The sequence below is a fragment of the uncultured Eubacterium sp. genome (assembly GCF_934561735.1).
Classification (GTDB): Bacteria; Bacillota; Clostridia; order Oscillospirales; family Acutalibacteraceae; genus Eubacterium_R.
Map to the genome: position 1 here is coordinate 419274 of NZ_CAKTGT010000001.1, position 15497 is coordinate 434770.

General features: G+C 40.1%; 14 protein-coding genes. 12 read left to right on the forward strand and 2 right to left on the reverse strand.

The window, feature by feature from the left end; genetic code table 11:
* Positions 1-12 precede the first annotated feature (12 nt).
* A complete protein-coding gene (locus Q0E08_RS01810; protein ID WP_294775554.1) occupies positions 13-630 on the reverse strand; it encodes a sugar transferase in 618 nt (205 codons plus the stop codon).
* 237 nt (positions 631-867) lie between these two features.
* Here Q0E08_RS01810 and Q0E08_RS01815 point away from each other — a divergent pair, with 237 nt between their 5' ends.
* From Q0E08_RS01815 to Q0E08_RS01870, 12 genes are all read left to right on the forward strand, one after another.
* Positions 868-1461 carry a hypothetical protein gene (locus tag Q0E08_RS01815; RefSeq protein WP_294775557.1) on the forward strand — a complete coding sequence of 198 codons (594 nt, stop codon included), beginning with the start codon at positions 868-870 and terminating at the stop codon, positions 1459-1461.
* 104 nt (positions 1462-1565) lie between these two features.
* A complete protein-coding gene (gene secA, locus Q0E08_RS01820) occupies positions 1566-4382 on the forward strand; it encodes a preprotein translocase subunit SecA (protein ID WP_294775561.1) in 2817 nt (938 codons plus the stop codon).
* Between the two features lie 499 nt (positions 4383-4881).
* Positions 4882-6054: an Mbeg1-like protein gene (locus Q0E08_RS01825; protein WP_294775563.1), complete on the forward strand. Its 1173-nt coding sequence runs from the start codon at positions 4882-4884 to the stop codon at positions 6052-6054.
* Between the two features lie 15 nt (positions 6055-6069).
* Positions 6070-6606 (forward strand): VanZ family protein, encoded by a 537-nt coding sequence (locus Q0E08_RS01830; RefSeq protein WP_294775566.1) that lies wholly within the window; start codon positions 6070-6072, stop codon positions 6604-6606.
* A 34-nt stretch (positions 6607-6640) separates the two neighbouring features.
* Entirely contained in the window at positions 6641-7987 is a 1347-nt protein-coding gene (locus Q0E08_RS01835) for an MFS transporter (protein WP_294775569.1), read from the forward strand.
* A 2-nt stretch (positions 7988-7989) separates the two neighbouring features.
* Entirely contained in the window at positions 7990-10224 is a 2235-nt protein-coding gene (locus tag Q0E08_RS01840; RefSeq protein WP_367118512.1) for a glycoside hydrolase family 2 TIM barrel-domain containing protein, read from the forward strand.
* Positions 10225-10343: 119 nt separating this feature from the next.
* Positions 10344-10853 carry an RNA polymerase sigma factor gene (locus Q0E08_RS01845; RefSeq protein WP_294775576.1) on the forward strand — a complete coding sequence of 170 codons (510 nt, stop codon included), beginning with the start codon at positions 10344-10346 and terminating at the stop codon, positions 10851-10853.
* Between the two features lie 24 nt (positions 10854-10877).
* Positions 10878-11543: a DUF4367 domain-containing protein gene (locus Q0E08_RS01850; protein ID WP_294775579.1), complete on the forward strand. Its 666-nt coding sequence runs from the start codon at positions 10878-10880 to the stop codon at positions 11541-11543.
* Positions 11544-11775: 232 nt separating this feature from the next.
* Entirely contained in the window at positions 11776-12267 is a 492-nt protein-coding gene (locus Q0E08_RS01855; protein WP_294775583.1) for a hypothetical protein, read from the forward strand.
* A gap of 39 nt (positions 12268-12306) precedes the next feature.
* Entirely contained in the window at positions 12307-13104 is a 798-nt protein-coding gene (locus Q0E08_RS01860; protein WP_294775585.1) for a fibronectin type III domain-containing protein, read from the forward strand.
* A 64-nt stretch (positions 13105-13168) separates the two neighbouring features.
* Positions 13169-13420 (forward strand): hypothetical protein, encoded by a 252-nt coding sequence (locus Q0E08_RS01865; protein ID WP_294775588.1) that lies wholly within the window; start codon positions 13169-13171, stop codon positions 13418-13420.
* Positions 13421-13593: 173 nt separating this feature from the next.
* Positions 13594-14367 (forward strand): sulfite exporter TauE/SafE family protein, encoded by a 774-nt coding sequence (locus tag Q0E08_RS01870; RefSeq protein WP_294775590.1) that lies wholly within the window; start codon positions 13594-13596, stop codon positions 14365-14367.
* Between the two features lie 48 nt (positions 14368-14415).
* Here Q0E08_RS01870 and Q0E08_RS01875 read toward each other — a convergent pair.
* Positions 14416-15497: InlB B-repeat-containing protein (locus tag Q0E08_RS01875; protein ID WP_294775592.1), on the reverse strand; the 1082-nt coding region annotated here is incomplete at its 5' end.

Below are 15497 nucleotides of genomic sequence, written 5' to 3' on the forward strand. Positions count from 1 at the left end.
GGGTTTGTTATGTTATCTTCTGTGAATTGCACCCTCTTGATAGCCTTTTTGCTTGGCTACAACTCCAAATGAGCGTAAAAGGATAATAAGGTCGAGCTTTAAGCTCCAGTTGTCGCAGTATTCTTTGTCAAGCTTCATTTTCTTCATAAGAGATATGTCATCTCTGCCGTTGATTTGTGCCCAACCCGTAAGTCCGGGTCTGAATCGGTAAACGCCGTATTCAAGTCGCAGCCTGTGTGCTCTGATTTCGCTTGAAATAAGCGGTCTCGGACCCACAAAACTCATATCGCCTTTGAGTATGTTCCACAGTTGCGGAAGCTCGTCCATGCTCGTTTTGCGAAGAAATGCACCGAATTTTGTAATGTACTGCTCCGGATTTTCAAGTTCGCCGGTGGCACAGTTCGGTGTGTCGTTACGCATGGTTTGAAATTTGTAAATTCTAAACGGCTTTCCGCTTCTGCCCCTGCGTTCGTGGCTGAAAAATACTTTGCAGTTAGGTGTGAAGTAGTTAACCGCTATAATGAATAAAAACAGCGGTGATAAAATTATCAGGCTGAAAAACGAAACTACAATGTCAAACAATCGCTTCCACTTTGTAGCTCCGAAATATCTGTGCAAAAACTGTTTCATTTATTCTTCCTTGTTTCATCATATATTCCGCATTTTTACAACAAAATGTGTTGCAAAGGGTATAAATCCCCAATATATAGTTTATAGACTAAATGATTATAGCATAGCTTTTATAAAAAAGCAATTAGTAAATTATTAATTTTTTCGAAAAGATTTTTTTATAATTTATTGTTAAAATTATATACAAATTGCCGTTTGTGTGATAAAATATCTGTATTCTATTATTGAGGTGTAATTATGAAAAATATTCCTAAAATTTTGTTGAGCGTGTTTTTGATTGTTGTTTTGGCGTTTTCTTTTTCGTCGTGTGCAAAAACAGAGATGACCGAGGAAAACATTACCGATACCGTTTCAACGGTTGAAACCGCACTTAAAGAATTCGACAGCAAGACGCTTGAAAAATATGTCAGTTCTTCAACGCTTTCTTATATTATGAAATATGCCGAAAATCACCAACAATTTGTTGATTTGGGCAAGGCGATTTTTAAGGATTTGGAGATAACGGTTACCTCTGTTGATGTTGAAAACAGGACGGTTACCCTTGATGTTAAAAATAAAAATCTCAAAACCGCCGCTTCCATTTTTGCTCTGAACCTAAAAGATAAATATACTACAATGCAACTCCTTCAAAAACTTGATGACGAAGCATTTTTGGATGAGTCGCTCGGCACACTTGTCGACTCGATAAATTCTACAAAAGATACGGTTGAAGCAACCGTTACGCTGAAGGTTGTGCAGGGCAAGAGGAATCTTGTGCTGTCGTTTGACGATGACGGAGAAGATGCCGTTTCCGGAGGGGCACTTACAGGTATAAAGAACATATATAAATAATATAAAATAAAATTAAAATACTATTTGACATTCTGCCGGCTTTGTGTTATCATATCGAAGTATGCAAATGCAAAATTTTAATTCCTAATTTTGAGGTGAAATAAATGGCTAACAAATTTGTAACAGCTATTTTCGGAGATTACTCAAAGCACGAGGTTAAAAAGCTCCGCAAGATAGTTGACAAAATCAATGCTTTGGAAGATAAGTACCAGAGCATGGATGATAAGGAGCTTGCAGCACAAACTCCTGTTCTTAAAGAAAGACTTGCAAACGGAGAAACACTTGATGATATTCTCCCTGACGCATTCGCAGTTTGCCGTGAAGCAAGCTCGCGTGTTCTCGGTATGCGTCACTTTGATGTACAGCTTATCGGCGGTATCGTTCTTCACCAAGGCAGAATTGCCGAAATGAAGACCGGTGAAGGTAAGACTCTTGTTGCTACACTTCCGGCTTATCTTAATGCACTTTCGGGTGAGGGTGTACATATCGTAACAGTTAACGATTACCTTGCAAAGCGTGACTCCGAATGGATGGGTAAGATTTACCGTTTCCTCGGCTTGAGCGTTGGTCTTATCGTTCATGAAAAGAGCGATGCAGAGCGTCAGGAAGCTTACAATGCCGACATTACATACGGCACAAACAACGAGATGGGCTTTGACTATCTTCGTGACAATATGGTTCCTTACAAAGACCGTAAGGTTCAGAGAGGTCATTCATTTGCCATCGTCGATGAAGTTGACTCCATCCTTATCGATGAGGCTCGTACTCCTCTTATTATTTCCGGTAAAGGTGACGCTTCAACAGACCTTTATCGCCAGGCAGATATTTTTGCCAACACTCTTACTATGACAAAGGTTGCAAAAACCGATGACAAGCAAGATACGGAAGAACAATATGAGGGCGACTATGTAGTTGACGAAAAGGCAAAGACAGCAACCCTCCTCAAGAGCGGTGTTGAAAAGGCCGAAGCATTCTTTAAGGTTGATAACCTTATGGATATTGAGCACACAACACTCCGTCACCACATCGATCAGGCTATTAAGGCTCACGGTGTTATGACAAGAGATATCGACTATGTTGTTAAAGACGGTCAGGTTAAAATCGTTGACGAATTTACAGGCCGTATTATGGAAGGCCGTAGATATAACGAGGGTCTTCACCAAGCTCTTGAAGCTAAGGAAGGCGTTAAGGTTGAGCACGAGAGCAAGACTCTTGCAACCATCACTTTCCAAAACTACTTCCGTTTGTACAAGAAGCTTTCCGGTATGACAGGTACAGCTTCAACAGAAGCAAACGAATTTGACGAAATTTACAAGCTTGATGTAGTTGAAATTCCTACAAACAAGCCTGTTATCCGTGTGGACAAGCCTGATGTTATTTTCCAAACAGAAAAGGGCAAGTACTACAATGTAATTAAGCAAATCGAAGAATGCCACGCAAAGGGACAGCCTGTTCTTGTTGGTACAATCAGCATTGAAAAGTCCGAGGAACTTTCAAAGCTCTTGAAGAAAGAGGGCATTGAACATAAGGTTCTCAACGCAAAGAACCACGAAAAGGAAGCAGAGATTGTTGCACAGGCAGGTAAGTTCGGTGCTGTTACAATCGCTACAAATATGGCAGGTCGTGGTACCGATATTATGCTCGGCGGTAACGCAGAATTCCTTGCTAAGGCTCAAATGAAGAAGATGGAATTCACAAATGAGCAAATCAGAGAAGCAACAGGCTTCGGCGATACTGATGATGAGGATATCCTTCGTGCCCGTAAGACATTTATTGAGCTTGAAGCTAAGTTCAAGGAAGAAATCAAGGACGAAGCAGATAAGGTAAGAGAAGCAGGCGGTTTGTTCATTCTCGGTACAGAAAGACACGATGCCCGTCGTATCGATAACCAGCTCCGCGGTCGTTCGGGTCGTCAGGGTGATCCGGGTACAAGCCAGTTCTTCCTTTCACTTGAAGATGACCTTATGCGTTTGTTCGGCGGCGACAGAATGCAGAAGATGATGGGCAAGCTTACAGATGATGAAAATATGCCTATCGAATCCCGCCTTATCTCAAAGACAATCGAGTCATCACAGCAAAAGGTAGAAGGCAAGAACTTTGCTATCCGTAAGAACACTCTCCAATACGACGATGTTATGAACCGTCAAAGAGAGCTTATCTACAGCCAGCGTGATCAGGTTCTTGACGGTGTTGACCTTACAGAAACAGTTAACAAGATGCTTGATACAAATATTGAAGAAACCGTTGCAAACTACTTCACAGGCGAGTCAAAGGCTGATTGGAATGTTGACGGCCTTCGTGAAAAGTACAAGGATTGGAATATTGCAACAGATGATGATTTCAAGGATATTGATTCACTCACAGTTGCAGACACAGTAGAACTTCTCCAAGACAGAGGTCATAAGATTCTTGAAGAAAAAGAAAAGATTCTCGGCTACGATATGTTCCAGGATTTCGAAAGAATGGTTATCCTCAGAAATGTTGATACATACTGGATGGATCATATTGACGCTATGGAAGACTTGAAGCAAGGTATTCACCTTCGTTCTTATGCTCAAAAAGACCCTGTTGTTATCTTCCGTATGGAATCATACGATATGTTTGATGAAATGACATCACTCATCAGAGAAGATACGGCAAAGATGATGCTTACACTTATGCCTATCCATAAGTCGGATGTTCAGCGTAAGGCTGTTGCACAGGTTACTTCAACAACTTCGGGCGGTGACGAACCTGAAACAGCAAAGGCTGTTACAATCCGTAAGGATAAGAAAATTGGTCCAAACGATCCATGTCCATGCGGAAGCGGCTTGAAGTACAAGAAGTGCTGCGGTTCTCCTGCAAAGCTTGCAGAAGCTGCTCTTGAGGCAGATAAGAAGCATAAGGAAGAAAAACGCAGAGTTAAGCCAAGAATTAAGTAATCAAATAGGAATTTTAAAAGCGACCCGAAACTTTAGGGTCGCTTTATTTTTGGCAAGCTGTAGGCTGTTGAGAAAGTTTCTGAATTTCGTTTTCTTGCGAACTTTGCTGTACGATGGTACCGCTTGTTCGCAAAAAACGAAAAACGCCAAAAATGCTGTAAGTTCGATACTTACAGCATTTTTAAAACCCCACCGTCAACACTTCGTGTTGCCACCTCCCCTTGCATCAATGGGAGGCATAATTCGGTTGATATTATTTTGGCGTGTTTCAGGAGCTTTATCGACAGTCAAAAGCGATTCGATTTTCGAATCGCTTTTTTTATATAATATATAATAATATTACATTATATATATGTCATTTCCTGTCGCTTTTGTTGGCATATTGCAGGATTTTACTGTTAATGAGCAGTGTTTGTACAAATTACATAGTTTTTTGATTGAAATTGTGTAATTTTTTTGTTATAATCAATATATATTTACATTAAATGGAGTGATTTTTATGCCTAATGTTATTGATTATATAGAAAAGTACGGTGACATCTCGTTTTGCGATGTTCCGTTTGGTGAAGCTGACAATGTTGCTCTTTGCGATATGTATTATATGCCTCTTGACCTTGCCGTTTCGGACAGTTTTGATGACGAACCCGTGCCGTATGATGAGGTTGCAAACAAGATATTTGATTTACGAGGCAGAAAGCATGAGCCTGTCGGTTTAGTTCTTCAAAAGTACATAAGCGAGGTTATGATGGCAATGGCTCCGAAAAAGCGTTTTGCCGAAATGAAGGTTGTTGCCGCAGTGCGTATTTATGAAAAAAAGCCTGCCGTTCAGTTTGAGGCGGCAACATTTTTGCTCCCTAACGGAGATGTTGTTGTGCTTTTCAAAGGTACAGACGATACCCTTATCGGCTGGAAAGAGGATATTGACATTCTTACCAAAAAAGGTATTCCGTCCAATATGTTTGCAACGGAATATCTTGAAAAAGCGGCTGCTAAGTTTGACGGCAAAATCATTGTTTGCGGTCATTCAAAGGGCGGCTTCATTGCTCAATATGCAACCCTGTTTTGTAAAAAAGAAATTAGGGACAGAATATTAAAAGTATATAACAATGACGGTCCGGGTTTTTGGGATTATTCATATCTTGAGAGCGAGGCATATGCCGAAATGCTCCCTAAATATCGCCATTTTGTGCCGCAATCGTCGTTTATCGGTATGATGCTTGCACACGATTATGATTATACCGTAATTAAAAGCGACCAGGTTCTCGGTCCGCTTCAGCACGATTTGTATTCATGGCAGTTTGACGGCAGAAGATTAAAGCGAGTTGATGACCTTACGCCGGTAGGTAAACTTAATGACGGCATTTTGCACGACTTGGTAGATAATCTTACCGATGAGCAAGAGCAGGCACTTGACGAAGTTTTTGATGTTGTGATAGCGGGAATCAATCAAGAAGGGCTCCTTGATGTCAAAAATAATATTATTCCGTCACTTAAGGGCGGTGCTGAGGCTTGGCGTTCACTTGATAAGGATACTCAAAAGAAATTTTTGAAGATTTTTTCTGCTGCTCCGTCAATAGTTGTTAAAAATACGGAAAAGATAAGAAAAGAAGAACAGGCAAAGCACCAAAAAAAGATTGTTGATACCTTGAAGTATCTCAATGTTCTTTTTTGACAGACGAGGTGACATATGCAGGATATAATCCACATTATTTACTGTACGGATAAAACTGTTGTTTTGCTGTCACTTGTTGTTTTGTCAATCTTATGTTCGGTTTACAAATTTTTGTATCAATCAAAAAAGCAAAATAATTTTATTGTGGGCATTGCCTTTGTGTTGTGCGTTGTCATTGCACTGTGTCCGTCTGTTTTTATCAGGTTTGGCGGTGAAACAAGAGAACTGGTTTTAGAGCCTTTTCGCTCGCTGAAACTCTATTTTCAGACGGGATACGAGGAGTGGATTAGAGTTATTGTTATGAACATTGCAATGTTTTATCCGCTCGGTTGTGTATATGCATGTTTTAATAAAAGCAAAAAGACAAAGCCGTGGATGTTTTTTCTTTTCGCTTTTCTGTTCAGCACGGCAATAGAGGCAGTACAATATGTTTTTTCTCTCGGCGTCAGCGAAACGGATGATGTAATCAACAACACATTGGGTGCGGTGCTCGGTTATTTGATAACATATTTGTTTTATAAGGTGCTCAATAAATCGGGTGAAAAGCAATAGTTTTGTATAAACAAGAATAATAAAGGGGTAAATTATGGAAAATAAAGAAGTTAGACCTTTCGGTATGCGTGACAAAATAGGATACGGTCTTGGCGATTTCGGCTGTAATATGAGCTTCGCTTTCATCAACAACTATCTTATGGTGTTTTATGTCACCTGTATGGGTATCAAGGCAAAGCATTTTGCGGTTATTATTTTGCTTGCAAAGATTTTTGACGCAATTAACGACCCGATTATCGGCGGCATTTGCGACGCTTCAAAGCCGGGTAAAGACGGCAAATTCAAGCCGTGGATTAAGTGGGCGAGTTTGCCGCTTCTTGTGTCAAGTATTCTTATGTTTATTTATGCTCCAAATGCACCGTATGCACTCAAAATTGCAATGTGCCTCGGTTTGTACTGCGTGTGGAGCGTCGCTTACACAAGCGTAAATGTGCCTTACGGTTCAATGCAGTCTGTAATCACAACGCAGTCGGATGAGCGTTCGTCACTTTCAACTTGGCGAAGTGTCGGTGCAATGTTTGCACAAATCCCTGTAATGATTTTGCTTCCAAAACTTGTTTACGATTCAAACACATCAAATCCACGAGGCAATGTGTTCATCTATATTGTGGGCGTTATGGGTCTTATCGGCTTTGTATCGTTCATTCTTCTTCGCAAACTCACAACGGAAAGAGTTGAGCCTAAGGTTAACAATGAGCAAAAGTTCAATTATTTCAAAACCCTTGCTTCATTCTTCAAGAATAAGCCTATGATGGGCGTAACAATTTCTTCGGTTGCTTACCTTGCGTTGATGATGACTGTTACAAATTCTATGCAATATGTGTTTATGTGCTACTTCAAAAACACAGATATTATTCCGATTGCCACCATTATTGCAGGGCTTCCGATTGGTTTGGGTATTGTTATAACAAAGCCGCTGCTTAAGAAGTTTACAAAAAAACAGCTTTGCACTTATCCGTTTGCAATTTCAGCCGTTGCGGCAGGTATTGCAACTTTTGTAAGATTTGACAATCCTTATGTTTGGATTGCATTCATCGGTGTTTCGATGTTCGGCACTTGCTTCTATCTCACTCTTATGTGGGCACTTGTTGCAGATTGTATTGATTATCAAGAAGAAAAAACAGGCAGACGAGAGGAAGGCTCAATTTACGCAACCTACTCTCTTTTCAGAAAAATTGCACAGGGCGTAGGTGCTTCAATCATCGCTCTTTCACTTGATTTGACAGGATACAGCGAAAAGCTCGATGCACTTTCACAGGCAAAGGGCGTACCTGAAAAAATCTACACTATGACGGGTGCATTGCCGCTTATCGGTGCACTTATCTGCTTATGCAGTATGCACTTCTTGTACAATATTAAAGATAAAAAATCGGAGGAATGATTTTGAGAAATATCATTACAATAAACGAAAATTGGTCATTTACCAAAGAAAATAAAACAGAAACAGTCAATTTGCCACACACTTGGAACGGCACAGACGGTCAGGACGGCGGAAACGATTATTATCGCGGCACTTGCATTTATCAAAAGGAAATTGCAAAAGCCGATATGCCGGACGGCGAGGAAGTTTACATTCAGTTTGACGGTGTAAATTCAAGTGCAAAGGTGCTTTTCAACGGCAGGGAAATTGCCGTTCATCACGGCGGATATTCAACCTTTAGGGCAAAACTTGACGGCATAAAGGACAGCAACACAATCGTTGTTGAAGCAGACAATTCGCCAAATGATTTTGTTTATCCGCAGCAGGCAGATTTTACATTTTACGGCGGAATTTATCGCAGCGTAAAACTTATCGGTGTGCCAAAGGCTCATTTTGATTTGGATTATTACGGTGCACCGGGCATTACGGTTACTCCTGTTGTTGACGGCAAAAACGCAAAAATCACTATGCAGGCATTTGCAGACGGCGAGGTTCAGTTTGATATTATCGCAGACGGCGAGGTTGTTTGCACAAAAACCGCAAACGGCAAAAATCCGACTGCCGAGGCTGTTATAGAAGATGCCCGCCTTTGGAACGGAACAGTTGACCCTTATCTTTACACGCTCAAGGCAAGCCTTGTTGTTGACGGCGTGGCTGTTGATGAAGTCAGCACAAAATTCGGTGTCCGTTCATTCAAGGTTGACGCACAAAAAGGCTTTATTCTCAACGGCAGGGAATATCCGCTTCGTGGCGTTTCCCGCCATCAGGACAGACCGCAAATCGGCAACGCTCTCAGCTATGAGCACCACAAGGAGGATATTGACCTTATTTGCGAAATGGGTGCAAACACAATCCGCCTTGCTCACTATCAGCACGCACAGGAATTCTATGATTTGTGCGATGAAAGGGGACTTGTGATTTGGGCGGAAATTCCGTATATTTCCCGCCATATGCCAAACGGTGTTGAAAATACAAGAACGCAGATGACCGAGCTTATCTGCCAAAATTATAACCATCCGTGCATCGTCACTTGGGGATTGTCAAACGAGATTACCATGGGCGGAGCAAGTGACAAGAGCTTGATTGAAAATCACAAAATGCTCAACGACCTTGCTCATTCGCTTGATAAAACCCGACCGACTACTCTTGCGGCACTCACAATGTGTGGCATAGATGAGGAATATGTGCACATTTCCGACATTTTGTCGTATAACCATTATTTCGGTTGGTACGGCGGTAATGTTTCAATGTACGGTCCGTGGTTTGATGATTTCCACAAAAAATATCCAAACAGGGCAATCGGCATAAGCGAATACGGTTGCGAGGCTCTCAATTGGCACACTTCAACTCCGGAACAGGGCGACTACACCGAGGAATATCAGGCGTATTATCACGAGGAGGTAATCAAGCAGATTATCGACCGTCCGTATTTGTGGGCAACTCATGTTTGGAATATGTTTGACTTTGCCGCAGACGCAAGAAGCGAGGGCGGCGAAAACGGTATGAATCACAAGGGACTTGTGACCTTTGACCGCAAGTACAAAAAGGACAGTTTTTATGCTTATCAGGCTTGGCTTTCGGACAAGCCTATGGTGCATATTTGCTCAAAGAGATATGTTGACCGAGTTGAGCCTGTAACCAAGGTTACCGTTTATTCAAATCAAAACGAGGTTGAACTTTTTGCAAACGGCAAAAGTGTCGGCAAGCAGACAAAGGGCAAGTATCCGTTCTTCCATTTTGAAGTTGAAAATGCAGGCGAAACCGCACTTGTTGCCAAAGCGGGCGAGTGCGAGGACACCGCTGTTATCAAAAAGGTTGACACTTTCAACGAGGCTTACAGAATGGCAGAGGAGGGTGCAGTTATCAACTGGTTTGAGATTGACACCCCTACGGGCTACCTTTCCGTAAACGACACTTTGGGCGATATTATGGCAACCTTTAGGGGCAAAATTGTGCTTCTCAGTATGATTCCGATGCTCAAAAAGGCACTTTCGTCACCCGACAAGCCAAAGGAGAAAAAGAAAAAAGAAAAATCTTCGGGCGGTATGTCGGTGATGGGCTTCAAGATTAACAAAACCATGCTCGACATTGCCAAGGGATTTGCACTCAAGCGTGCGTTCTCGATGCTCGGCGGAAAGTTCACAAAAGAGCAAATCCTCACAATCAATAAGCGACTTAACAAGATTAAGAAGAAATAGCAATAATTTACGGCTCTGTTTAATGGAAGCAGAGCCGTTTTTTGCTACCGAAAAATTTTGTGTTTTTTGTAACCGTTTTTGGTGTACGAAGTGTTGTATATAGTAGAAGGATAAATTTTATGCTGGCATTTTATATGATGCTCATTGATGATGAGCAAAACAAATCAAAATTTGAACAACTTTATTATGAATATCGTGACCGTATGATGTATGTCGCTTTGTCGGTGCTTCATAACAATGAAGATGCCGAGGACGCCGTACATAATGCTTTTATCGGTATTGCAAAGAATATGGATTCAATAGGTGAGGTGGCTTCGGTGCAAACATTGTCTTATGTGCTTAAGGCGACAAAAAACACGGCGATTAATATGCTTGGCAAAAATAAAAGATACGAAAGTGTGGATATAGAAAATTTTGATGTCGTTTCAGATGATGATTTTTTCGCAAACCTTGATATTAAGGAACGCTACAACGAGGTTGTAAAAGCCATTGTAAACTTGGACGAAAAATACAAGGATGTGCTGTTTTATCATTATGTCAGCGATATGCCCGTTTCAAGGGTTGCCGAGCTTCTCGGCAGAAAGGTGTCAACCGTAAAGCAACAGCTTGTCCGTGGCAAAAGTTGTTGATTGAAAGTTTGGGGGCAAATGAAAATGACGAATAAGGAACTGTTTGTAAATGCTTTTATCGAAGCTGAAAAAATCCAATACACAGACTATCTTGACAAGTCGTTTTTTACTTTTGAATTTTCACCTAAATTTGAAAAGAAAATGTTAAAACTTATTTCAAAAGAGCATCTGATTAAGTTTTCAACCCGCCGTAAAATTTCAAAATCGCTCATTGCCGCAGTAGTTGCAATCGTTGTTATGTTTACAGGCTTGATGTCGGTATCTGCAAATCGCCGAAAAGCTATTGATTTTATTGAAAAGATATTTCCGAAACATATTACAATTGAGTTAACAGATGATTCTATACCGGAATATGATTATTTGCAAACCGAATATACACTTTCTTCTGTTCCGAACGGATATAAACTTATTGAATATGACAAAAGTGAATATAGCGTTTGGTCTGTTTGGAAAAATGAAAATGATGATGAAATCGTATTTTCACAAACTGTTGTCGGCGGCAGTATGTCGATTGATAATGAACACAATTTAGAGTATTTGAAAATAAACGGTTATAAAGCATATTTGATAACAGAAAATTATAATTGTACACTGACTTGGAATGATTCTAATTATAGTTTTATGATAGATGTTCCGATAAATGAAAAGGAAAATATAATAAAAATGGCAGAAAATATTGTTGAAAAATGATATTTCCTTTAAATTTAAAAAAATTGGGATTTTTTGTAACCAAAAATCTCCTTTGTTTTGTTGTATATAGTGAAGGCACAAATACAGCAGGAAAGGAGGTCTTTTTGTGAAAATCTATTGAGTAATTTCTAATGTTGAATATTTTATATAAGTATGATATTATCAAGGTGAGAAGTACATAAACATATGGGCGGACAATATCCGTCCATGTAGTATAATTTGAGGTGATTTGATGAAAAAGGCGGCTGTTCCTTTAGCTTTAATATTTGTTGCTTTTGCAGTTTGCATATGTGCTTTTCTTTTGCCCAAAAGTGATGCGTATAATGATAACAAGAAATACAGGCAAACTTTTGGCGTGATTGCGTATGAAACATTAAATTCCGAGTTAAATGACAAGAAAATCAAACAAATTGAACCGATTTTCAACGAGGTAAAAGCCGCAATTTCATATTCGGGAAGCAAAGAGGACTGCAATATATCTCAACCTCTGAACAAATTGTGTAAATTTACGGACGAGGACTGTTACAAAATCAATAAAAGCAATGTCGAAATTGTCACATACAAAAAACTCTTCCGCACCGGGTATTTGTGGATTGAATACAGCCGTGAATTGCTTGATGAAAACGGAAATGTAGCTTCCGCCGGATGTGACATATTGTGCTTAATTAAAATTAAATACAGCAATGGCAAGAATGAAGTAACAAGAGTTATTGAAGCACCTTGATGCTAAATCTGCCATATAATATGATTTGGAGATGTTTTTATGAAAAAGTTAATGAGCATTTTGTTGGCATTGGTGACCGTGCTGTGTGCATTTTCGGGTACAACCGTTTTTGCCGATGATGAGTACATACCGAATCATATTTGCGAATATGAGGAATATGTTGAATCGGGAAAATTTGTTAGAGGCTTGTACGGCGGAACAGATTGGCTTGACGGTGAAAAAGGTCAAAAATGTAAGATTTGCGGTGAGAAAAAGGATGTTGAGGTAATCACTTGCCCAAATGTTAATTTGAGTAAAGACTTTTATTATTACAACGGCAAACAAAAAACGCCAAAAGTGATTTGCACCAAAGAAAACGGCGATTTGCTTGTTGAGGGTGTGGATTATACCGTTGAATATGTCGGCGAAAGAATAAATGTTTCGAGATACAGAGTTACTGTGCGTTTTATGGGTGATTATGCAGGGTATATAAACAGATATTTCAGCATTTTCCCTAAAAAAGTAAAAATCAAAAGCGTTCAGGGAATTAAAAACGGCTACAAAATTTCTTGGAAAAAGTCATCGGGTCAATTTGACGGATATAGAATTACAATCTATGACGGCAATTACAAAGACAAAAATTCGCCTTTGAACAGAACAAAAACCGTCAAAATCAAAAACAAAAAGCAAACCTCTGCAACTGTCAAAGGCTTGAAGCGTAATCACAAATATTATGTTTTTGTTGAGACATACAAAAAAGCACCGCTTGATTACAGAAAGAGAAATAGTGATACATTTTCTTCGGGCGGATATGATTTATTCAAAAACTTACCTATCAAGCAGTACAAAACAAAATAAAAAGACCGTAGGGGTGAACTTGGTTCGTCTGTTAAATTCAGAAAGGTTAAATTAGGGTGTTTTTATGAATCCAAAAAAATTGAAAGCGCTTAAAGTTGTTGATATAATTGTTCTTATTATTGCAATTGCACTGCTTGCCGCGGGTATATATGGATGTATATTTGCAGCTTTTGTCTATGATGGCTCGGGATCACTTAATAAGAGCGATGTATTTATTATATACGCTGTAATTTATGGTGTACCATCTATTGTTTTTTGGGTATTGTTTTTTATTATCAAAAGCAAAATCAAAAAGTATGACAAACTTGATGATTAATAGTGACGAAACACAAGGTTATCGTACACCGTCATTTGTTTTAATATAGCATTAAGTTCGTTTTAACAATCTGTAAACTTTACCCCGACTTTGCGGTCGGGGTTGATTTTTGCCTTGACGGGTGAGTTTTTAAGCTATATAATACCTTTTATATTTATTTGGAAGATGATTATATGCTGTTTAAAATTTTGATTTGTATAATCGCCGGTGTGGGTGCAGGGCTTGGTACGGGCTTTGCCGGAATGAGTGCCGCTGCGGTTATCAGTCCGGTGCTTATCACATTTTTGGATATGGATTCGTATATGGCGGTAGGTATTGCTCTTGCAAGCGATGTTTTGGCAAGTGCCGTGTCTGCCTATACTTACGGAAAAAATAAGAACCTTGATATAAAAAACGGACTTATTATGATGGCGTCCGTTCTGTGCTTTACAATGGTGGGCAGTTATGTTGCAAGCATTGTGCCGAGGACAACAATGGGCAATTTTTCTGTGTTTATGACATTTTTGCTCGGCGTTAAATTTATTGTAAAGCCGGTTACGGAACCGAAAAAGCGGCTTCAAACAGCAACGGCTAAGCAAAAGGCAATTCGCTCCGTGCTTTGCGGTGCAATGGTTGGATTTATTTGCGGATTTATCGGCGCAGGCGGCGGAATGATGATGCTTTTGGTGCTCACCTCGGTACTTGGATATGAACTTAAAACCGCTGTCGGCACAAGCGTTTTTATTATGAGCGTAACCGCTCTTACGGGATGCGTCAGCCACTTCGCAATAGGCGGCAAACCCGATACTTTGGCACTTATTGTGTGCGTAATCAGCACACTTGTTTTTGCTCAGGTTGCGGCTCTGTTTGCCAATAAGGCAAAGCCTAAAACGCTCAATCGTGTAACCGGCGTTATCCTTGTCATTCTCGGTATCGCAATATTTTCGGTTAAATTCTTTGCAAAATAAAAAGATATGGCATAAGTCAAATGTGGCTTATGTCATATCTTTTTTTATTTACCTTTTTTTCTTCTTCATTGCGGTAAGGATAATCAGTCCTGTGCCTGCGCTGATGATTGATGCAAATGTTGATGTGTTGCCCGTGAGCGGAGATTTTTCGTAATTGTTTGAGTTTGCATCGGCTTTTTTTGCACCTGCCGATAACGAGTTGTTGTCTGTTTTGTCTTTTGTGTTTTTGCTGTTGTTTTGTTTGTTCGGCTTTGTTGTCGGCATAGTTGTCGGTTCGGTCGGTTTTTCGGTGGTAGGTTCAATTGTTGAACCGCTTGACGAACCGCCCACATATTTCCATTTTGCCGTTAAGGTGATTTCATCAAACACAGGAGTGTCAAAATCGTACTTTTGCTCTCCGTTGTACCAGCCGTCAAAGGTGTAAGCGTATTTGTACGGCTTTGTCGGCTCGGCAAGTTTTTGACCTCTCAAAACTTTTTGGAGCGTTGTGCCCGTACCGCCGTCAAGGTTGAAGTTTACATTTACCGTTGCACTGTCGGCGATTGTGCCGTTGCCTGTGACCTTGCCGAAAAATGTTCCGCCCATTATTGTGCCGTTGTTTTCAACATTTCCCTTAAAAATACCGCTGATTATATTACCATTGCAGACAATGTTGCTGTTAAGTGTGAAGTAATCAAACTCAATATCACCGTCAATAATCATATTGTCTTTTATTTCAATTTTGGCATTTTCCTGTGGGAGGGAAATTTTAATTTTGCCTGTGATTTTCGCATTTCCGCCGATATATGCACGGCTGTCGCTTGTCAATTCTTGAATAATAAGCGTGCCCTGAAATTCAGAGTTGCCGTCAATTTTAGTTTCGGCGTTTCCTGTTGAAAATACATCGCCGATGAATTTTGAATTGCCGCTGAGTGCCATTTTTGAATCGGGTTCTGTACAAAGATTATATCCGTTTTGAAGCGTGCCTGCGTACATATTAAACGAACCGTAGTTATCAATCGAACATTCAAGTTTGCCGCCGTCGGTGCAGTCTGTAATTGTAAGTGACGCACCGCTGTTAACGCTGATTGCATAATCAATTGTGTTGCTCTTTATTGTTTTGCCGTTGAGGCAAATGTTTATATCGTTTT